17 protein-coding genes are annotated in these 20,834 nt (G+C 71.3%); 11 read left to right on the forward strand and 6 right to left on the reverse strand.

From position 1 onward, the window contains the following. Nucleotides 1–394: 394 nt before the first annotated feature. From EW117_RS18475 to EW117_RS18500, 6 genes are read left to right on the forward strand one after another with little or no spacing between them, the layout of a single operon-like run. Nucleotides 395–1,972, forward strand: coding sequence for an ABC transporter substrate-binding protein (locus EW117_RS18475; RefSeq protein WP_129788173.1), 1,578 nt, complete (start codon nt 395–397; stop codon nt 1,970–1,972). Then, nucleotides 1,969–2,946, forward strand: a complete 978-nt coding sequence (locus tag EW117_RS18480) for an ABC transporter permease (RefSeq protein ID WP_129788174.1) — start codon at nt 1,969–1,971, stop codon at nt 2,944–2,946. Before EW117_RS18475 ends, EW117_RS18480 begins: the two co-directional genes overlap by 4 nt. Then, nucleotides 2,943–3,833 (forward strand): ABC transporter permease, encoded by an 891-nt coding sequence (locus tag EW117_RS18485; RefSeq protein WP_129788175.1) that lies wholly within the window; start codon nt 2,943–2,945, stop codon nt 3,831–3,833. The genes EW117_RS18480 and EW117_RS18485 overlap by 4 nt, the downstream gene beginning before the upstream one ends. Beyond that, nucleotides 3,830–5,593, forward strand: a complete 1,764-nt coding sequence (locus EW117_RS18490) for an ATP-binding cassette domain-containing protein (protein WP_129788176.1) — start codon at nt 3,830–3,832, stop codon at nt 5,591–5,593. The genes EW117_RS18485 and EW117_RS18490 overlap by 4 nt, the downstream gene beginning before the upstream one ends. Further along, the gene (locus EW117_RS18495) at nt 5,590–7,629 is read left to right on the forward strand and encodes a CocE/NonD family hydrolase (protein ID WP_207211926.1); all 2,040 of its coding nucleotides are present in this window, start codon (nt 5,590–5,592) and stop codon (nt 7,627–7,629) included. The genes EW117_RS18490 and EW117_RS18495 overlap by 4 nt, the downstream gene beginning before the upstream one ends. Then, complete coding sequence (locus EW117_RS18500) at nt 7,626–8,252, forward strand: TetR/AcrR family transcriptional regulator (protein ID WP_129788177.1); 627 nt, start codon at nt 7,626–7,628, stop codon at nt 8,250–8,252. The genes EW117_RS18495 and EW117_RS18500 overlap by 4 nt, the downstream gene beginning before the upstream one ends. Nucleotides 8,253–8,264: 12 nt before the next feature. Here EW117_RS18500 and EW117_RS18505 read toward each other — a convergent pair whose 3' ends face one another. Next, nucleotides 8,265–8,900 (reverse strand): histidine phosphatase family protein, encoded by a 636-nt coding sequence (locus tag EW117_RS18505; protein ID WP_242504367.1) that lies wholly within the window; start codon nt 8,898–8,900, stop codon nt 8,265–8,267. A 297-nt stretch (nt 8,901–9,197) separates the two neighbouring features. On the opposite strand from EW117_RS18505, the gene EW117_RS18510 reads away from it, so the two are divergent. The 3 genes from EW117_RS18510 (at nt 9,198) to EW117_RS18520 (ending at nt 13,314) form a co-directional block, all read left to right on the forward strand. Then, nucleotides 9,198–10,943 carry an HNH endonuclease signature motif containing protein gene (locus EW117_RS18510; RefSeq protein WP_129788178.1) on the forward strand — a complete coding sequence of 582 codons (1,746 nt, stop codon included), beginning with the start codon at nt 9,198–9,200 and terminating at the stop codon, nt 10,941–10,943. 210 nt (nt 10,944–11,153) lie between these two features. Further along, entirely contained in the window at nt 11,154–11,990 is an 837-nt protein-coding gene (locus EW117_RS18515) for an NAD(P)H-dependent oxidoreductase (protein WP_129788179.1), read from the forward strand. 151 nt (nt 11,991–12,141) lie between these two features. Next, nucleotides 12,142–13,314, forward strand: a complete 1,173-nt coding sequence (locus EW117_RS18520) for an endonuclease/exonuclease/phosphatase family protein (RefSeq protein ID WP_242504369.1) — start codon at nt 12,142–12,144, stop codon at nt 13,312–13,314. A gap of 40 nt (nt 13,315–13,354) precedes the next feature. Here EW117_RS18520 and EW117_RS18525 read toward each other — a convergent pair whose 3' ends face one another. Both EW117_RS18525 and EW117_RS18530 read right to left on the reverse strand, forming a co-directional pair. Beyond that, on the reverse strand, nt 13,355–14,212 hold the full coding sequence (locus EW117_RS18525; RefSeq protein ID WP_165362768.1) for a dihydrodipicolinate synthase family protein: 858 nt from the start codon (nt 14,210–14,212) through the stop codon (nt 13,355–13,357). A gap of 68 nt (nt 14,213–14,280) precedes the next feature. Further along, the gene (locus tag EW117_RS18530) at nt 14,281–14,541 is read right to left on the reverse strand and encodes a hypothetical protein (RefSeq protein WP_129788181.1); all 261 of its coding nucleotides are present in this window, start codon (nt 14,539–14,541) and stop codon (nt 14,281–14,283) included. A gap of 84 nt (nt 14,542–14,625) precedes the next feature. Here EW117_RS18530 and EW117_RS18535 point away from each other — a divergent pair, with 84 nt between their 5' ends. Together EW117_RS18535 and EW117_RS18540 are read left to right on the forward strand one after the other, a co-directional pair. After that, nucleotides 14,626–16,224 (forward strand): alkaline phosphatase D family protein, encoded by a 1,599-nt coding sequence (locus EW117_RS18535; RefSeq protein ID WP_207211927.1) that lies wholly within the window; start codon nt 14,626–14,628, stop codon nt 16,222–16,224. A gap of 157 nt (nt 16,225–16,381) precedes the next feature. Continuing rightward, nucleotides 16,382–16,948 carry a dihydrofolate reductase family protein gene (locus EW117_RS18540; RefSeq protein WP_129788183.1) on the forward strand — a complete coding sequence of 189 codons (567 nt, stop codon included), beginning with the start codon at nt 16,382–16,384 and terminating at the stop codon, nt 16,946–16,948. Nucleotides 16,949–17,042: 94 nt separating this feature from the next. Here the strand turns inward: EW117_RS18540 and EW117_RS18545 are convergent, their stop codons facing one another. From EW117_RS18545 to EW117_RS18555, 3 genes are all read right to left on the reverse strand, one after another. After that, nucleotides 17,043–17,849, reverse strand: a complete 807-nt coding sequence (locus EW117_RS18545) for an ABC transporter permease (RefSeq protein WP_129788184.1) — start codon at nt 17,847–17,849, stop codon at nt 17,043–17,045. Further along, nucleotides 17,846–18,889 carry an ATP-binding cassette domain-containing protein gene (locus tag EW117_RS18550; RefSeq protein ID WP_129788185.1) on the reverse strand — a complete coding sequence of 348 codons (1,044 nt, stop codon included), beginning with the start codon at nt 18,887–18,889 and terminating at the stop codon, nt 17,846–17,848. Before EW117_RS18550 ends, EW117_RS18545 begins: the two co-directional genes overlap by 4 nt. An 84-nt stretch (nt 18,890–18,973) precedes the next feature. Next, a complete protein-coding gene (locus tag EW117_RS18555) occupies nt 18,974–20,788 on the reverse strand; it encodes a calcineurin-like phosphoesterase C-terminal domain-containing protein (protein WP_207211928.1) in 1,815 nt (604 codons plus the stop codon). Between the last annotated feature and the right edge of the window lie 46 nt (nt 20,789–20,834).

Below are 20,834 nucleotides of genomic sequence, written 5' to 3' on the forward strand. Positions count from 1 at the left end.
CCTCAAAATCACAGATCACGATGGTCGGAGCGTCCCTGGCGTCGGGGAAGAAAGACGCGGACCAAGCTCGACGCCGTCGCTGACCTTGTTGCAGCGCAGATAACCGATCGGGCACCGGGCGAACCGCGTCGAGGCGGGCGCGCGGCCCATGGCCACGCCGCGTTCGAAGCCTTCCCCGATCTCCAGGACGCGGGCGGCGGCCACACGGCCCAGCCCAGGCGTAACGACTGTGTAAATGATCCGCGCCCGCCAACACCCTCATCAGACACGCCGGGATCGGCGCCAGCCCGTCGATCCCGGCGGGTGCCGAGGACCGCCGTCGGCATGTTTCCGCGGTATGACTCCCCGTCGGTACCCGCTATCGTTCAGCGGAACGATTACGGGGAGGTCGAGAATGCCACGCATCGCGGAGCCACTGAGCCGGCGGACCGTGCTCGCCGGTGCCCTCGGGGCGGCGGGTCTGGGGCTGCTGTCGCTCAGCGGGTGCGCGCCCGCCCGGCAGGAGCCGACGATCCCGCAGGCCGCGGCGACCGGCGCGGCGCGTCCCGGAGGCATGCTGCGCGTGGCGCGCCCTGCGGCGTCGGCGGCGGAGACGCTCGATCCCGCGAGCTCGCTGTCGGCGTACGAGTACCTCGGCGCGCTGTACAACCGGCTCGTCAAGCTCGACGAGCGGGGCGGTACGGTGCCCGACCTGGCGACCGAGTGGAGCAGCAACGCCGACGTCACCCAATGGACGTTCCGGCTGCGCGGCGACGTCCGGTTCCACGACGGGGGCGACTTCACCGCGCGCGACGCCATCGCCTCGATCGCGCACATCCTCGACCCCGCCACGGCGTCACCGCAGGCAGGGGTCCTGGGGGAGGTGATCGACGCCGCGGCGATGACCGCCCCGGACCCGCACACGCTGCGGTTCCGCCTCTCGAAGCCGAACGCCGAGTTCCCGTCGCTGCTGGCGGCCTACCAGTGCTACATCGTGCCGGCCGACGCCATCGGCGATCCGCGGCGTGCCGGGATCGGCACCGGCCCCTTCCGCCTCTCGTCGTTCCACCCGGCCGGCACGGGATCCGTGGAGGCCGTCGACGACCACTTCGCCGGCCGGCCGATCCTGGACGGGATCGACTTCTTCTCCGTCCAGGACGCGTCGGCCCGGGTGAACGCGCTGCTCGCGGGCCAGATCGATCTCATCTCCCAGACCAACCTCGACTTCGCCACCGCGCGCGTGGTGTCGGCGTCGCCACGCGCGACGGTCGCCCGCAGCGAGAACGCGCAGTGGTACACGATCCCGATGCTCGCCACGAGCCCCGAGTTCTCCGACGTCCGGGTGCGGCGGGCGATGAAGCTGGCCTACGACCCGCGCCGGGTCGTCGAGACGGCGCTCAACGGCACGGGCTCGGCCGGCTGGGACAACCCCGTGCCGCCGAACATGGCGGCGTTCCTGGACGAGCCGCGCGAGCACGACCCCGACAAGGCCCGCTCGCTCCTCAGGCAGGCGGGTGCCGAGGGGCTCAGCACGAAGATCTACACCTCGAGCTACGACGCCGTGTTCACGCCGCTGGCGGTCGCGTACCGGGACGCCGTCGCCGACGCCGGGGTCCGGCTGACCGTGCAGAACGCCTCGTCGGACTCCTACTACACACAGGTCTGGATGCAGGAGCCGCTGATGGTCAGCTACTGGTTCACCGGTCGTCCGATCGACCAGCTCCTCGGGCAGATCTTCCGCTCGGGCTCGTCGTACAACGAGAGCGCCTGGTCCAGCCCGGCGTTCGACGCCGTGCTCGACGACGCGCGCGCCGAGACGAACGACGCCCGGCGGCGGATGCTCTACCAGGACGCCCAGCGGCTGATCGTCGAGGACGGGGCGGACATGACGCCGATGTTCGGCGACCGGCTCGTGGGGATCTCGCGCGACGTCGTGAACTACGCCGAGTACGGCTTCGAGTTCGACTACCTGTCGATCGGGTTCCGGAAATGAGCGCCGTGGTCGCCGTCGGGCGACGCGTGCTCATCGCGCTGCTGACGATCGTGCTGGCCTCGTTGTTCGTGTTCCTTGCCGTCCAGGCGCTGCCGGGAGACGTCGCCCGGCAGCTGCTGGGCCAGGACGCGACGCCGGAGGCCGTCGCCGCGCTGCGCGAGACGCTCGGCCTCGACCGGGACGTCTGGTCCCGGTACGCCGACTGGCTCCTCGGCGCGGTGCGCGGCGACTTCGGCGTCTCCCTGGTGAGCGGGGCGCCGGTCGGCCCCGACCTGCTGACGGCCTTCGGCAACAGCCTGCTGATCGCGGTGCCGGCGGTGCTCGTCGGCATCACCGTGGCGCTTCTCCTCGGCGTCGTCGCCGGGGTCAGGCGCGGCCGGACGGCGGACACCGCCATCTCCATGACCGCCCTGGTCCTGATGAGCGTGCCCGAGTTCATGATGGCGACGGTGCTCGTGCTGCTGTTCGCGATCGTCTTCCCCGTGCTGCCCGCCGTGGTGCTCCGCGGGCCGGAGGCGACACCGGTCGAGCTGCTGCCGAGCGTCGTGCTGCCCGCTGTCGTCCTGACGCTCGCGATGGCCGCCTACGTGGTGCGCAGCATGCGGTCGTCGACCATCGACGTCATGTCGCGGGAGTTCGTCGTGACGGCCGAGCTGAAGGGGCTCACGCCGCTGCAGGTCGTCCGGCGGCACGCCCTGCCCAGCGCGCTCCTGCCCGTCCTCGACGTCGTGGCGCTCAACGTCGCGTGGCTGCTCGGGGGCGTCGTGGTCGTCGAGAACGTCTTCAACTACCCGGGCATGGGCAAGCTCATGATCGAGTCGGTGCACAACCGGGACCTGCCGATGATCGAGGCGATCGCCGTGGTGAGCGCGGCGGTGTACGTCCTGTGCAACCTCGCGGCGGACATGACGGCGCTCGCGCTCGACCCGAGACTCCGGACGCGACGCCGCACACGAAGCAGGAGATCCGCATGACGACGACACCTGACGGGCGCAGCTCTCTACGGGGTGCTCTGGGGGGTGCTCTGGGGGGTGCTCTGCGCGGGTCACCGACCCTGGTGGTCGGCCTCGCCCTCGTCACCCTGCACGTCCTGCTGGCCCTGACCGCGCCGTGGACCACCGGCCACGATCCGGTCGTGACCGACTCGGGCGACGTGCTGTCCGGGCCGACGGCGGCGCACTGGCTCGGCACCGACCAGTACGGCCGCGACATCCTCTCCCGCGTGCTCCACGGTGGCCGGTACGCGCTGGCCGTCACGGGGCTCGCCACGACCGTCGCCGTGGCCGCCGGCACGGTGATCGGGTGCTTCACCGCCTACGCCGACAACTGGCTCGACGAGGTGGTGATGCGCGTCATGGACGCCCTCCTGAGCATCCCGACGGTCCTGGCGCTGCTCGTCGTCGTGACCGTGCTCGACCCGGACCTGTGGGTGGTCGTCCTCGCCATCACCGTCGTCTACACGCCTGCGGTGACGCGCGTCGTGCGCGGTGCCGCGCGCGCCGTCATCACGCAGGACTACGTCACCGCGGCGCGCGCCCGCGGCGAGCGTGCGCCGAGCATCGTGTTCCGCGAGATCCTCCCGAACGTGCTCGACGTCGTCCTCGTCGAGCTCGCGATGCGCGCCTCGTGGGTGGTGCTGCTCGTCGCCACGCTCTCGTTCCTCGGCTTCGGCGCCAACCCTCCGACCCCCGACTGGGGACTCATGGTGGAGGAGAACCGCACGGCCCTCACGGTCGTCCCACTCGGCACGATCGCGCCCGTCGTCGCACTCGCGACCCTGGTCGTCGGGCTGAACCTGAGCGCCGACGGGCTGAGCAAACGTCTCGGCGTCGACCGAGCGCAGCAGGGAGCCGCCGCATGACCGCCACGGAGCAGGTGGCCCCGCCGGTCACCGGTGAGCCGATCGTCCGGGTCGAGGACCTCACCATCTCGTACCGCACTGGCTCGTACCGCACCGGCCGCCGTGACGTCCCCGTCGTCAAGGGCGTGAGCCTCGTGCTCCGGCCCGGACGGGTCCTCGGCCTCGTCGGCGAGTCGGGCAGCGGCAAGTCGACGCTCGCCCGGACGCTCCTGGCGCAGCTGCGGCCGGGCTCGCGGGTCGTGGGCGGGTCGGTGGTCGTCGACGGGAACGACGTCTTCGCGCTGACGCCGGCCGCACGCCGGGAGCTGCGCGGCGGCACGGCCGCGCTCGTGGCACAGAACGCCGGGCAGGCGCTGACCCCCTCGATGCGGGTCGGGCGCCAGATCGCGGAGGCGCTCGAGAGCCACGGCCTCGACGCCGGCGCCGAGCGGGTCCTGGAGCTCGCCAGGCACGTCCGGCTGCCGGACCCGGAGCAGCTGGTCCGGCGCTACCCCCACCAGCTTTCCGGCGGCCAGCAGCAGCGGGTCGCGATAGCCATGGCGATCGCCGCGCGGCCCCGTGTCCTCGTCCTCGACGAGCCGACGACGGCGCTCGACGTCATCACCCAGCACGCGATCCTCCGCCTGATCAAGGGGCTCGCGGACGAGCTCGACATGGCGGTGCTCCTCGTGAGCCACGACCTCGGCGTCGTCTCCGCCATGTCGGACGAGACCGCCGTCATGACGGACGGGCGGATCGTGGAGCAGCAGCCCGCGAGGGACCTCTTCGCCGCGCCCCGGCACGAGTACACGCGCTCGCTGCTGGCGGCGTCGCCCGCACGGCTGCGGCCGGCTGCAGTGGTGAACGAGCCTGTCGCGGACGAGCAGCAGGAGATCGTCGTGCGCGCGGAGAACCTGGTCGTGCGCCACCATCGGTCTCTGGCGCCCGCGGTCAGCGACGTGTCGTTCACGATCGGCGCCCAGGAGACCCTCGCGCTCGTCGGCGAGTCCGGCAGCGGGAAGTCGACGATCGCGGCGGCCCTCGCGGGCCTCGTGCCGGTCGAGTCGGGCCGGCTCGATCTCACGTCCCCGGACGGGGCGTCGGATCTGAGAACGAGCCCTACTAGGGACCTGACCAGGACTGCCACGTCCCGGGACACCCAGACGCTGCGCGCCGTGCAGCTGATGTTCCAGAACGCCGACACCTCGTTGAACCCGCGGCGCAGCATCGGCTCGGCGATAGCACGCCCGCTCAAGCGTTTCGCCGGGCGGCACCCGCGCGCCGGCGTCGGACAGCTGCTCGCCGAGGTCGGCCTGCCGCCGGCATTCGCCTCCCGCCTGCCCGCTCAGCTCTCCGGCGGCCAGCGACAGCGCGTCGGCATCGCCAGGGCGCTCGCGGCCGGACCCCGGCTGATCATCGCCGACGAGATCACGACGGCGCTGGACGTCCGGGTGCAGGCCGAGGTCCTGGAGCTGCTCCGGACGCTCAAGGACGAGCAGCAGCTCAGCTGTCTCCTCATCAGCCACGACCTCGCCGTCGTGCGGAGCGTCGCCGACCGCGTCGCCGTGCTGAACGCCGGCCGGATCGTGGAGATCGGGACGGCCGAGCAGGTGTTCACCGGGCCCAACCATCCCTATACGCGGCAGCTCATCGACGCGACGCTCGAGCCCGGGGCGGAAGGGCTCGACGAAGCGGTCGAGCAGGTCGCGTGGCGGGACGCGGGCGACGGCTGGATCGACGCGGGGGACGGGCATCACATCAGGAGGTGGGAGCAGGGATGACGGAGGGTATCGACGTCACGGATCGCATCGATGTCAGGGAGCGCTTCGACGTCACCGTACGTGACGAGTGGATCGAGATGCCCGACGGCGTCCGGCTGCACGCGAGGATCTGGGCGCCGGTCACGGACAGGACCGTCCCGGCCCTGCTGGAGTACCTGCCGTACCGGCTCGACGACTGGACGGCGCCGCGGGACAGCGAACGTCATCCTTGGTACGCCGCCAGGGGTTACGCGTCGGTCCGGGTCGACATCCGCGGGACGGGGTCGTCGGACGGCTTCTTCGACGACGAGTACTCGCCGCAGGAGCTCGACGACGGCGAGGCCGTGATCGCGTGGCTCGCCGCCCAGCCATGGTGCTCGGGCGCCGTCGGCATGTTCGGCATCTCGTGGGGCGGGTTCAACGCTCTGCAGCTCGCGGCCAGGCGCCCGCCGGCGCTGCGCGCGATCGTCACGGTCTGCTCGACCGACGACAGGTACGACAACGACGTGCACTACATCGGTGGGGCGGTGCTCGGCATCGACATGGCGGCCTGGGGCGCCACGATGTTCGCGTTCAACGCCCGGCCGCCCCGGCCGGAGGTCGTGGGGGAGGAGTGGGTCGAGCGCTGGCGCGAACGGCTGGAGCAGCACCGGCCCATGACGCCGACCTGGCTCGCGCACCAGGAGCGTGACGACTACTGGCGCCACGGCAGCGTCAGCGAGGACTACGACGCCATCGACGCGGCGGTGCTCGCGATCGGCGGGTGGGCAGACCCGTACCGGGACACGGTCTTCCGCCTCGTGGAGCACCTCTCGGCCCCCGCCAGAGGGATCGTCGGGCCGTGGTCGCACCAGTACCCCGACCGCGGTCTCGCACCGGGGCCGGCGATCGGGTTCCTCCAGGAGACGCTGCGCTGGTGGGACCGCTGGCTGCGCGGCGTCGACACGGGCGTCGAGGCGGACCCGGCCCTGCGGGCGTGGATCAACGACAGCGAGCCGCCCGCCCCGTACTACCGGCAGCGCACGGGCCGGTGGGTCGCCGCCGAGGCGTGGCCCTCGAATGCCACGGAGGGGCGTGTCGTCCCGCTCACGGTGCTCACGGGGGGAGAGCGGCCGCGTGCGGTCCGTTCGCCCGCGCACACGGGGATCGACGCCGGCCGGTTCTTCCCGTTCGGCAACCGCGCGGACCTGCCGCCGGACCAGCGGGCGGAGGACGGCCGCTCCGAGTGCTTCGACCTCCCGCTCGACGCCAAGCTGGACGTGCTGGGCAACGTGGAGGTCGAGCTGTCGCTCGCGAGCGATCGGCCTCGGGCGATCGTCGCGGTGCGGCTGTGCGACGTCGCGCCCGACGGCTCGTCCACGCTCGTCACCCGCGGCGTCCTCAACCTCGCCAAGCGGCACGGGCGCGACCGCGACGACCTGATGGCGCCCGGTGCTCCCGAGCGGGTGCTGGTGCGCCTCGTGGCGGCGGGCCACTCGTTTCCCGCGGGCCACCGGCTGCGGGTCGCCGTGTCGACGTCCTACTGGCCGTGGGTGTGGCCGTACCCGGATTCCGCAACGGTCACGATCGACCCGGCCGAGAGCTTCCTGACCCTGCCGGTCTGGACCCGGCAGGACGACGACGGCGTCCGCTTCGAGCCGCCGGAGCAGGCGCCGCGGCTTCCGGTGCGTTCCCTTCCTGCCTCGTCCCACCGCCCCGAGCGCCGCGTGCTCCACGACGTCGCGGAGGGCGAGTGGACGCTGGAGGTCGATCCCGGCTACGGGGGCTCCCGCGAGTATCCCGACGGGCTGGTCTTCGAGGAGGACAGCCGGGAGCTGTACCGCATCGCCGATGGTGACCCGCTGTCGGCGTCCGCGGAGTCGCGCTGGACCATCACGTTGCGGAAGGCGCTCTGGCGTGCGCGACTGGAGACGGTCTCGCGGGTGACCGCGACACGGGATGCCTTCCGGGTCGAGAACACCGTGCGAGCGTGGGCGCGTACCGGCGGGCCCGAGGAGGCCGAGGCGCTCGTCGCCGAGCACACCTTCGACGAGGCCGTTCCGCGGACCTCCGCATGAGCGCCGGCCGAACGTCGCGGCAGCGGCCCGAGGTGCGCCGCGCGATGATCGTCGACGCGGCCCGCCAGGTGCTCGTGCGCGACGGCGTGGCCGCCACCGGGCTGCGTGACATCGCCGCGGCCGCCGACGTCTCGGTCGGCACCGTGACCTACCACTTCGCGAGCGTCACCGAGATCCTCAACGAGGTGGTGGCGCGCGAGACCGAACGCTTCTACACGTCGATCATCGAGCGGGCCGACGCGGAGCCCGACGTCGTCGCGGCGGTGCGGTCGCTCATCGCGCCGTTGTTCGACCCGACCCCCGAGATGCACGACCACTGGCGGCTCTGGTCCGACTACTGGACCACGACGGCGCATCGCCCCACGCTGTCGGACGACTACCTCGCCCGGATCCGCATCTGGGAGGCGTGCATGGCGAGAACCATCCGCAGGGGCGTGGAGTCCGGGGTATTCAGGCCGGTCGATCCCGCGGAGACCGCACTCAAGCTCGCGGCTTACAGCGACGGCATAGCGACGCAGCTCGCGCAGAAGGCGCCCGGTCTCGACGAGGGGCGGGGACTGCGCTGGATGTGGACGTTCCTCGACCACGAGCTGGCGGGAGGCGGCGCGCTGTTCGCCGTATGAGGTGTGCTTCTGCTACGGGTCGGCGGGTGGCCAGGCCGGCCATGCGGCACAGCTCCACCTGGCGCCGTCCCACTCGACGAGGAAGGGCTCGGCGTGGGGTAACGGCGCTCCCCAGACGGACGAGCCGAGCGCGCAGAGCTCGCTCAGCGCGACGGTGAGGCCGGCGACGTGGCCGACGACGGCGACGGTCTCGCCCGGGTGTCGCTGGGCGATGCGTTGCAAGGCCTTTGTCGTCCGGGCCAGGACCTCGTGCCCCGTCTCGCCGTCCGCGACCTGCTCGTTGAGCTCACGCTCGACGACCCACGAGCGGAGCACCTCGGCGGTTCGCCGTCGGACGGCTGGATCACCGCTGCCCTCGTGTCGCCCGATGCCGACCTCGACCAGGTCCGGCACGGATTCGATCTGGACGCCGGGCGCGGCGGCGAGGAGGCCTGCGGTCTGAAGAGCCCGCAGGGCGGTGCTGGAGTAGACGCGCCGGATCGGTTCGCGGGCCAGGACCCGGGCAGCCCCGATGGCTTGCTGGCGCCCGTGCTCGGTGAGGGCTGCGTTCGGTAGGGCGCCGGCGAGTGCGGCGGTGACGTTCTCCGACTCGCCGTGCCGCAGGCACCAGATTCGAACCGGGGCGTCCATGTCGTCACGGGTGATCACGTTTCTTCGCCGCCTGGTTGCAGAAGAACTCTCGCGCATGCCGTCGTCGTCCTGCCGTGGGCCGTCGCCGCCAGGTCGTTCTGAATAGTGTGCCAAGCGGTCGAGTGAGTGTGCCAGGACTTGTAGGAGGTCGACGTGAGTCGTTGACCTCTGAGGGATCGCCGAGGGCGGTCTCGACTAGCCCTGAAGAGTTATCCACAGATTTCAAATAGGCCATGCAGATCGCACGAACGTTCGAGACAATGGAGGCAGCAAGGAACAATGATCTAGACAGACGACGGGCGGGGGTGGGGACCGGTGGAGCAGTCGACGAACAACACGACGCCTGGTGGCCTGCCCCCGGCGGCGTCGATCGAGGAGGCGGTGGCCCGGATCAAGGCCGCGGTCGGCGACCTGGCCGACCTGACCGGTCCGGAGGTGCTGGACGGGTGGGACGCGCCGAGCATCGGCCGCCTGATCGAGGCCCACACCCACATCCGCGGCCTGACCGGCCAGCTGGACGGTGTCCGGTACACCCTGCTGCCCCGGATCGAGGCCGAGGGCTCGTGGCGTTCGGGTGGGATGGCGCGCGCGTTCACGACGTGGCTGCGGCTGCGTGAGGGCGTGTCGTCGAGCACGGCGGACAAGGACCTGAAGATGGCGCGCCGCCTGGCCACCGCACTCCCGCTGACCCGCCAGCGGCTGGTGTCGGGTGACCTGGGCGTGGACCACGCCAGGGTGATGGTCGACGTCGCACCCACCAGCGAGACCCGTACCGACGCGTTGGGGTGGCTGATCGATACCCGCACGGGTGACAGGACGACCCCGGAACAGTTTGTGCAGACCGTCGCCGTGGACTTCCCCGACCCGGTCGAGGACCCGGACGGTGAGCGCACTCGTGAGCTGATCACCGCCGTGTTGGAGGGTGCGGTCGCGGTCGGGACCCTGGCCACCGGGGAAGGCGTCGTCCTGCACGAGGCGCCTGTGCTCAATGTGGAGCAGTTCCGCAAGGTGGCGAAAGCGTTCGCGTCGGTGACCGACCCGGACACCGACGAGGCGGATGATGACAAGGCCGCGGCCGGGGAGTTCCTGGACCTGTCCAAGACGTTCGGCGGCTACCATCTGGAAGGGTTCCTCACCGACGAGCACGGCCTGCTGGTGCAGACCGCGATCACCGCCGTCATGGGCGCACCCGCTGCTGAGGACACCCGGACACCCGCGCAGCGTCGTGCGCAGGGCCTGGCGGACGTAGCCCGGGTGGTGCTGGACACGAACCAGGCCTCCCCCGGGGCAGCGATCGCGCCGCACCTGAATGTGACGGTGTCCTGGAAGGAGCTGGTCACCCAGGTCACCCGCACCCGCGAAGGCCTGTGCCTCTCGTGCGGGCACACCGCGCTCGCACGCGGGACTCCCGCAGGTGCAGCAGCCGCGGGCGGAGGCACGACAGGCACCGCGAGCACCGCGAGCACGATGGCGGGCTGGGGCGTGGCCGGCTGGGGCACGGCAGGCGCACCATCACTGTCCGGGCTGCTGGACTGCGGTGGCCCGGTGTTCACCGAGACCGGCAGCCGGGTCCCACGGGCACTGCTGCGCCGCCTGGCGTGTGACAGCCGGATCACCAGGGTCGTGTTCGGCCCGGACGGCGCGGTGCTGGACGTCGGGCGCGCCCAGCGCACCGTGACCGGGCAGATGCGCCGCGCGGTGATCGCGCGGGACCAGCATTGTGTCTATCCCGGGTGTGATCAGCCGCCATCACGGTGCGAGGTCCACCACGCCGTCCAGCACTGGGCCGACGGCGGAAACACGTCCGTGGCCAACAGCGCCCTGCTGTGCTGGCACCACCATGCCCTGGTCGACGCCAAGGGCATCAGCATGCACTGGGCCGGCAAGCCCACCACCGACAGCACTGGGGCGAGCACCCTGGTGGAGACCGGGTGGGTGTTCACCGACGCCCACGGGCATCGCATCCGCCTACCCGACGCCATCGACACCATCGACACCATCGACGCCCCACCTCCGCCCACCGAACCGACCGCGGAGCCACCGGCCGCGGAAGCCGCCTGAACGAACGGACCGCCGGACCCGCCGGGCTGGCCGGGTCAACTGGCCGTCAGGGCCCGGCCCGGCCCGACCAGCCCGGCAGATCGACATGCCCGACGAACCGCCAGCCCGTCGAGTACCCGAGCCCGCACCGCGAGGCGCCGCTTCGTGGCGCGCGGCTCAGGACCGGGTACAGACTTCCGGTGAGCCAACCGCCGTCGGGAGACAAACCTCATGACGATCACGCATCCGCCGACCCCAGGTGCCGCCCTGTGGCTCTACGCGCATCCTCGTCGCCAGTCCCTGAACCATCGCCTCTTCCGCGAGGGCGTGGAGGCGCTGTCTGCGGGCTACGACGTGACGACGTCCGACCTGCACGCGCAGGGCTTCGATCCCGTCCTGAGCGACCGCGACCTCGGCGATCTCGCGGGCGAGGCAGGGAATCTCTCCGAGCTGCTGGGCGAGGCGTACGCCCGGGGGCGGCTGCCCGCCGACGTGCGCGAGGAGCAGGCCAAGGTCGCGGCGGCAGAGCTGCTAGTCGTGCAGTTCCCCCTGTGGTGGTACGGCCCGCCGGCGATCCTGAAGGGCTGGTTCGACCGGGTCCTCACCAATGGGTTCGCCTACGGTGACCTCGATCCGGAGCGCGGCATTCCGCGGCGCTACGGGGACGGCGGTCTGGTCGGGCGCAAGGCGCTCGTCGTGGTGACCGTGGGGGAGGACCCGCGCTCGATCGGCCGGCGCGGCATCAGCGGCGACCTGGAGTCCCTGCTGTTCCCGGTCACGCACGGCGTGCTCTGGTACGTGGGCATCGAGACGCTCGACCTGCATGTCGTCTACGACGCCGACGACCTGGATCGCGCGGCTGCGGATCGGGAGATCGAGCGACTGCGGGTGCGGCTGCGCGCCGTCGACGTCGAGCGGCCCCGACGGTTTCGGCGGTTGCGCGACGGCGACTACCAGGGCACCCGAGCCCTGCGCGCGGACATCCTGCCCGGCCGGACCGATCTGGGAATCCACATCGCCGATCGCGCCGTGCCTGACCTTGATTCAACAGGCTCGGGAGAGCCGTAATCAGGCGATCTGTGGACGCTGCTGGCCTGCTGAACGTGCGTCAGCTCGCCGCAACCGCCGCGGCGGAGGCGTTCACCTCCCGGCCATAGGCAGGTCACGCGCACCTCGTAACCTCGCGGCCGCACCGCATTCCGAGCCGGGGGAGCCAAAGATGTCATCAGCACGCATTCGCCGAGGTCTGATCGCGACCATGGGCATCGGCGGTGTCCTCGCCGCTCTCGTGACGGCCCCGCTCGCTTTCGCGGCCGAGCCCGCCCTCAGCCCGGACAGCGCCGGCACGGCCAACGCCAGCAAGACCAACGCCGGCAAGGGCGCGCGCCCCGCGAAGCCGAAGCCCGAGGTCGACGGCGTGAGCGAGCTCAACGTGCTCGCCTTCAACGTGTGGCACGGCGGCACGCAGATCGACAACGGCGCGCGGGAGATCGCGGACATCATCCGACAGACCGACGCCGACGTGACGTTCCTGCCCGAGCAGGGTGACGCACCGAAGCGGGTCGCCAGGCTGCTCGGGTACGACCACCTCACCGCCACCGACACGGGCATCGTCTCGCGCTACCCGATCCTCGAGACCAGCACCGTCGACGACTGGTGGTCGAAGGCGGTGCTCGACGTCAACGGGACCGAGGTCGTGGCCTACGGCGGGCACCTCGAGTACCGCTGGTACGCCACCTACCTGCCGCGCGGCTACGGCGGCGAGATCCACGGCGACTGGCCGGACGGCTGGGACACCTGGAACAAGCTGGACGCGCCGGTCACCGACGTCGACGCGATCCTGGAGGCGAACCGGCAGTCGGGCCGCCCGGCGACCGCCGCGGCGCTGGTCGAGGACGTAGCGGCCGAGCGCGCGGCGGGCCGTATCGCCGTCGTGGGCGGCGACTTCAACGAGCCCTCGGTGCAGGACTGGACCGAGGCGACCGCCGACCTGCAGGACCACAACGGCGTCGTCATCCCGTGGCAGACGACGCAGACGCTGCTCGACGGCGGGCTGGTCGACGCCTTCCGCGAGGTCTACCCCGACCCGGTCGCGAACCCTGGCATCACGTGGCCGTCCGACAACGAGCTCTTCCCGACGTCGGACCTGACCTGGGCACCCGAGGCCGACGAGCGCGACCGCATCGACTACGTCTTCGTCACGACCGACCAGCGCGTCTCGATCGACGACGCCGCCGTGGTCGGCCCGCAGTCGACGATCGTGCGCAACGAGCGCATCGACGACGACAGCGCCGACGTGATCCTGACGCCGGACGCCGTCTGGCCGTCTGACCACAAGGCCGTGCTGGCTTCGGTCAGCATCTGCGACGACGGCTGCGGGCCGACGCGCTGATCGCGCTGATCGCTGTCGCGGACGCTCGTGCCGTGACGGTCTACCGGTGGGCCGCGACGGCGCCGCGTATCGCCTTGAGCGTCGCGTCGTCGACGGCTGGAAGTGCCATGCGGGAAGCCCACGGTGCGCCGTCGCGTGCGGACATGGCGGCCTTGAGCCGCGCGACCGTGGAACCGGCGAGCGGGACGATCTCCTCGACCACGGCCTGGATGGCATCGGACTCGGGGCTCCCGGCGTCGAGCGCCCGGGCGAGCGCGGCGAACGTCTCGGGGAACGCGCTCGACAGGCCCGAGACGACGCCGCTCCCTCCCGATGCGAGCACGGCCGGGAGCGTCGAGTCGTCGCCCGAGTAGAGCTCGTGGCCGGGGCCGAGCACCGCGGCGTACTCGGGCAGCCGCGCGGCTGCCCCACCCGACAGCTTCACGCCGACCATCCCGGGCAGCGCGAGGACCCGCGCGAGCGTCGCAGGGGAGACGTCCATCCCGGTCCGCTCCGGGAAGATGTAGGCGTAGACCTCGGCCTGCGGATGCGCCTCGGTGAGAGCCCGGAAGAACTGGACGACGCCGTCGTCGTCGGTCGGCAGGTAGTACGGGCTGAGGAGGGCGAAGCGACGGATCCCGATGGCCGCCACGGCATCGGCGAGACGTAGCACCTGACGCGTGCTCCCGTGTCCCAGGTGTGCGATGACGCGCTCCGCGCCCAGCAGGTCCGCGGCGCGCCGGAACAGCTCGACGCGCTCGTCGTCGTCGAGCGCGGGGAACTCGCCGGTCGTCCCGGCGACCAGGGCACCGCCCACGTGCGGTGCGAGCGTGGCGAGCGCGGCGTCGTAGGTGGCCAGGTCGAGCGACCCGTCGAGCGTGAACGGGACGGGGACGGCGCTGATGATGCGAGCGGGCATGGTGCTCCTTTGCTGTGGGAGAGGCACGGCCGAGGACATGAGGGCCTCGAACAGGACGACGGCCTCCACTATTCCTCGACGTTGCCCGGTGTGAAACTGGGCTGCTCTCGAACACCGGCCGGTCCTGATCGCACCGGTACAAGGGCCTGCACCTTGCCGCGCACGACGCCGACTTCCAGGCGGGTGCCGGGCCGAAGGTCGTCGGGCCACTGCTCGCGCTCGTCATGGCGGTGGCGGAACGGGCCACGGCGCTCGACGACCTGGACGGTGACGGCGTGCCGGAGCTGAGCGGAGAATCGCTGACCGCTCGACGTAACGCCGCTGATCATCGGGATTCACCCGGGCTTCGGGCCGCGGCCATCGGGACGCCTCCCAGCCCGGCTAGAACGGGTCGCATGAACCCTGGCCCTGCATTGAGCGGTCCTGAACTGAATGGTCTTGAACTGAACCGGCGCGCCCTGCTCGGCGCCACCGGCCTCGCCGCCGCCGGGCTGCTCCTGCCGGCCGCACCGGCTTCCGCAGCACCCGCATCCGCAGCACCCGCATCCGCAGCACCCACATCTGCAGCACGCGCCTTCGCGAGGGCCGGCCGCCCGGTGCTCACCCACGGCGTGCAGCTCGGCGACCCGCGCTCGGACGGGGCCGTGGTATGGACCCGGGCCGACCGCCCGTCGCGGATGTTCATCGAGATCTCCCGTGACCCCGACTTCCGGCGCACGGTGCGGATCCGCGGCCCGCTGCTCACCCCCGAGACCGACGGCACCGGCGAGGTGCGGCTGGCCGGCCTCCCGGCGGGGCAGGAGATCCACTACCGCGTGGTCGCGCAGGACCTGGACGGCCGGGCCGACAGCCAGGCGCTCACCGGGCAGTTCCGGACCGTGCCGCGGGACCGCAGGGACGTGCGGTTCGTGTGGTCAGGGGACGTCGTCGGCCAGGGGTGGGGCATCAACCCCGACATCGGCGGCATGACGATCTACGACGCGATGGCCGCCCGCAACCCGGACTTCTTCCTGCACAGCGGCGACACCGTGTACGCGGACGGGCCCCTCGAGGAGTCGGTGACGCTGCCCGACGGGCGGGTGTGGCGCAACGTCGTCACCCCGGAGAAGTCCAAGGTCGCCGAGACGCTGGCCGAGTACCGCGGGCAGTTCGCGTACAACCTGCTCGACGAGAACGTGCGGCGTTTCGCCGCGAAGGTGCCGCAGCTCGTGCAGTGGGATGACCACGAGGTGACGAACAACTGGTACCCCGGTGAGATCCTGAACGACGATCGCTACACCGAGCAGCGCGTCGACGTCCTCGCCGCCCGGGCGTACCAGGCCTTCCACGAGTGGCAGCCCGTACGCAGGCAGGACGCTGTCGACGGTCGCGTGTACCGCAGAGTGTCGCACGGCCCGCTGCTCGACGTCTTCGTGATCGACATGCGCAGCTACCGGGATGCGAACTCGACCGGCACCACGCCGGAGCGGATCCTCGGCGCCCGCCAGGCGCGCTGGCTGGTGGAGTCGCTGGACCGCTCCCGCGCGACCTGGAAGGTCATCGCCTCGGACATGCCGATCGGCATCACCGTGCCCGACGGCGACAAGATCGAGGGCGTCGCCAACGGCCTGCCCGGCGTGCCCAACGGCCGCGAGGCGGAGCTGGCATGGGTGCTGCAGGAGATCAGCCGGCGGCGTGTGCGCAACACCGTCTGGCTGACCGCCGACGTGCACTACTCCGCCGCCATCCACTACTCACCCGAACGAGCCGCGTTCGACGGCTTCGACCCGTTCTGGGAGTTCGTCTCCGGCCCGCTGCACGCCGGCGCGTTCGGCCCGAACACCCTCGACCCGACGTTCGGTCCGCAGCAGGCGTTCGTCAGCTCCCCGCCGCGCGCCAACACGTCACCGCTGGAGGGCTTCCAGCACTTCGGCGAGGTGAACGTCGACGGCGCCACGAGGCAGCTCCGAGTCGACCTGCGCGACCAGGCCGGTCGGTCGCTGTGGGCCACCACTCTGGACCCGAGCCGCTGACCCGACCTGCCCGACGTGATCCGCCCGACGTGATCCGCCCGACGTGATTCGCCCGACGTGATTCGCCCGACCGGTGAATGTCGAGAACTCGTTCGTGGTTCCGTCCCTGGGTTGAACGCGGCCGCACGGGCCGTACCGAACCAGAGGGACCACGAACATGCGAAAGCTCATCGTTCAGCAGTGGGTGACCGTCGACAATATCGCCGCGGAGGAGGACGGGGGACTCAGCTACGTGTCGGCCGAACCCTTCGCCGAGAACGACAGGAGTGCGTTCAAGGCGAACATGATGGGGTTCATGGACTCGATCGACACCTTGATCCTCGGCGCGAACACCTACGCCCAGTCCAAGGACTACTGGCCGTACGCGGAGGAGCAGGGCGAGTACGGCGAGAAGCTCAACAACCTCACCAAGTTCGTCGCCTCGTCGAAGCTGGACGACGCCCCGTGGGGCGCCTTTCCCGCCGCGACCGTGACACGCGACGCGGTGGCGACCGTCCGGGAGCTCAAGGAGCACAGCGGCAGGGACATCTGGCTGTGGGGAAGCCTGACGCTCATGTACGCACTGCTGGACGCCGGTGTCGTCGACGAGGTCCGGTTGCTGGTCAGCCCCGCGTCGCGCGGCAAGGGAACACGCGTCTTCAAGGACTCGCAAGACCTGAAGCTGGTGGAGGCGACCGCGTCCGAGAACGGCGTGGTGCTGCTCCACTACGAGATCAAGAGGTAGGCGGTAGCAGCGGCCGGCGGGCATCGGGGTGCCCAGCCGTCGTGCACCAGAGTGTGCGCGACGGCCGGCGACTCCGTCAGGTCTTGCTGCTCCGTCAGGTCTTGTTCCGGTAGATCCGCATCGCGATCGGGCCCAGCACCGCCGTCAGGACCACGGACGCGATCAGGACCCAGACGATCTCGGTGGTGTCCGGGCTGCCCGCCATGAGGCTGCGCTCCGCGGTGACCAGGTGGCTCACCGGGTTGACCTCCACGAACGCGCGCAGGCCGGACGGCATGGTCGCCGGGTCCACGAAGACGTTCGAGGCGAACGTGAGCGGCATGAGTACCATCATCGACACCCCCATCACGGCGTTGGGCGAGCGCACCAGCAGCCCGAGGATGATGAAGGTCCAGCTCAGCGCGAACGCGAACACCAGCAGGAGCAGCACCCCGAGCAGCACGCCCAGGAATCCGCCGTCGGGCCGGAACCCCAGCACGAGCCCCAGGCCGATGGTGATGACCGAGGCGATCGTGTAGCGCACCGTGTCGCCCAGCAGCGCGCCCACCACGGGTGACGGCCGCCAGATCGGCAGCGAACGGAACCTGTCGAACACACCCTTGGAGATGTCGGTGTTGAGCGTGTAGCCGGTGTAGATCGTCACGAACAGGATGGTCTGCACGAGGATGCCGGGCAGCAGAAACTGGATGTACGCCTGTGTGGAGCCGGCCAGCGCGCCCCCGAACAGGTACGTGAACATCAGCGTGAAGATGATGGGGGAGACCAGCACGTCGAACAGCTGCTCGGGCACGTGCTTGATCTTCAGCAGCGCCCGCCAGCCGAACGTCAGCGTGGTCGACAGGGGCGACGGCCGCGAGGGTGGCTCGGTGAGGGCGACGGCCTCGCGCAGGGTGGTGGTCATCGGGACGCCTCCGTCGTCTCAGTACTGGTCGCGGAACGGGCCGAGCCCGCGGGAACGCCGTCGCCGCCCGGCTCCTCGTCGGGCAAGGGCTGGCCGGTGAGGGCGAGGAACACCTCGTCCAGGCTCGGCTGGCCCAGGGTGAACTCGGGAACGCTGATCCCGGCCTCGGTCAGGGCGGGCAGCAGGCCGGGCACGGCGTCGGCGCCGGTGTCGGGCACGCGGGCGGCGATCGCGTGCGGGTCGGAGTCGAAGGTGACCTCGGCGCCGAGCACGCGCTCGGTGATCTCGGCCGCCCGGGCGCGGTCGGCCACCTCGGCGACGCGCAGGTGCACGGCCCCCTCGCCGACCGAGCGCTTGAGCTCGCTGGGCGTCCCCTCGGCGATGGTGCGCCCGTGGTCGACGACGGCGATGCGGTCCGCGAGCTGATCCGCCTCGTCGAGGTACTGGGTGGTGAGCAGCACGGTGGCGCCGTCGTCCACGAGCACGCGGACGATGTCCCAGACCTGGTTGCGGCTGCGGGGGTCCAGGCCGGTGGTCGGCTCGTCCAGGAACAGGACCCGCGGGGCGAGCACGAGCGACGCGGCGAGGTCGATGCGCCGGTGCATGCCGCCGGAGTAGGTCTTGACCTGCCGGGACCCGGCGTCGGCCAGGTCGAACGCCTCCAGCAGGCCCTGGACGCGCCGCCGTGCGGCGGCCGGCGCGAAACCGTACAGCCGGGCGAGCATGAGCAGGTTCTCGGTGCCGGTCAGGTCCTCGTCCACCGAGGCGTACTGCCCGGTGAGGCCGACGGCGGAGCGGACGGCGTCGGCGTCGCGCACGACGTCGTGACCCAGCACGCTGGCGGTTCCGGCGTCGGGCCGCAGCAGGGTGGCGAGCATGCGGACCACGGTGGTCTTGCCGGCGCCGTTGGGGCCCAGCAGGCCGAAGACGCTGCCCTCGGTGATCGAGAGGTCGATACCGTCGACAGCCTTGGTGACGGACTTACGGGTGGTGAAATGCCGGACGAGGCCTCGCGCCTCGACGGCGAGCGAGTCGGACATGTGATCCCTCCAAGATGCCACTGTGGCACCGCGGGACCCGACCCTCAATCCGATTCGCTCGCCGCCGAAGCGATTTCGCCCGGGTCAGTCGGTGACCTCGAAGGTCAGCGTCTCCGTGAAGGTGCGGCCGTGCACGTCCGTGGCGGTGACCTCGGCCGTGTGCGAGCCGGTCGCGAGGTCGGCCGGCAGCTCGAGGCGCCACAGGTGCATGGAGCGCTCGGCGATGCTGCCGCCGTGCACCAGCTGCTGCTGCGCGGCGACGGGGTCGGACCACTCGGCGCCGACCTTCGGCGCCTCGCCCTGCATCGGCTGCGTGCGGACGGCCTCGACGGGTTCGCCGCCGTCGAGCGTCGCCGTGACGGTGGAGCCCGTGCTGCCCATCCAGAAGTTGGTGGTCAGCCAGGTGGTGCCGGCCAGATCGGCCTGCGAGACGACGAGCGGGTCGGTGAACTCCGGTGCCTCGCCGGCGTCGGCGCGGTGGGCGGCGAACCACTCGCGATAGCGGGGCGTGTTCACGCCCAGCGCCATCTGGTGCGTGTCCGGCTCGCCGCGCACGGTGAACCGCTCCTCGACGCTGGTGCCCGCGATGTCGAGGGTCAGGACGCCGGGCTGGCCGCCGTCCCGCTGCAGCGCCGCCGGATAGCCCTCGGGCAGCAGGACGCCCGAGTACCAGTCGCCGGAGATCGCGCCCGCCGTGATGTGCGGGAAGGGCAGCTCGTCGACGCCCATGACGTCCGACCAGCCCTGCAGGCTGTCGCCGGCCCGCAGGTTCTCCAGGCTGTGCGTGTGACCGCCCAGGGCGATCGCCTCCCGGCCCTTCAGGAGCTCGTAGACCTCCTTGACCTGAGCGACCTGGTGCTTGGTGCTGTCCTGGTCGGCGTAGTCAAGGAGCGGGATGTGGGCCGCGATGACGATCAGCCGGTCCTTCGGCACCCGCGCGAGGTCGTTGCGCAGCCACTCGAGCTGGCGCTCGTCGAGCGAGCCCGTGTACGAGTCGCCCACGGGGTACTCGACGGTGTTCAGCGTGACGACGTGGGCCCGGCCCACGTCGTAGGAGTAGTACTCGGGGCCGAGCTTCGCCCGGTACGTGTCGAAGGTGTGCTCGCTGCTCGTGGCGTCGAAGTCCAGGTCGTGGTTGCCGGGCAGGAACCGCGCCGGCCCGTTGAGCATGCCCGTGAGCTCGCGGATCTCGGAGTACAGGGACAGGTCGTCGCCCACGACGTCGCCGATGAACAGGGCGCCGCAGCCCGTGTAGTCGGTGCGTGCGGCGAGGTCGGTGAACGCCCCCTTCCGGGCGTACTCCACCTCGTCCCGGTCGTACGGCTGGATGTCGCCGCCGATGAGGCAGTGCTGCTCGGCCGACCCGGTGAGACGGCTCGTGGCGAGCGGGAAGTTGACCTCGTCCGGGAGCGGGCCGGTCGGCTCGAGCCCGCCGTAGCGCAGCTCGGGGGAGCCCTCGGGCAGGTGGTGGTAGTAGAACTGGGCGACGTTGTCGTCGTCGACCGGCACCTGGAAGCCGCTCGGCTGGGTGACGGAGACCGTCATGTTGTCGAACGCCGGCAGCTCGTAGCGGCCGCGGTGGTCCGTCGTCGTGACGTCGCGGCCGTTCGAGACGGTGACCCCGCGCAGCCCGCGCTCGTCGCGGTCCTGCCGGGAGTCCTCGTCGCGGTCGACGAAGACGACGCCGTCGATGGTCTCCTGGTCCTCGTCCGGTCCGGCGACCACGTCGACGGCGCCCCGGTAGGCCGACTCGGCCCACGAACCGGTGCTCTGGCCGGCACCCGGAGCGGCGGTGGCGGACGGCAGCAGCGCGCCCGTGAGGGCGAGCGCGAGCCCTCCTCCGGTCAGGCCGAGGGTCCGGACCCAGCGGGCGGTCGATCGGTTGGCAGTCGATTTCACAGAATTCTCCTGTCCTGATCGCGGGCCGACCGTCTGGCCGGCCCGC

Source organism: Promicromonospora panici, from assembly GCF_900608595.1.
Lineage (GTDB): Bacteria > Actinomycetota > Actinomycetes > Actinomycetales > Cellulomonadaceae > Promicromonospora > Promicromonospora panici.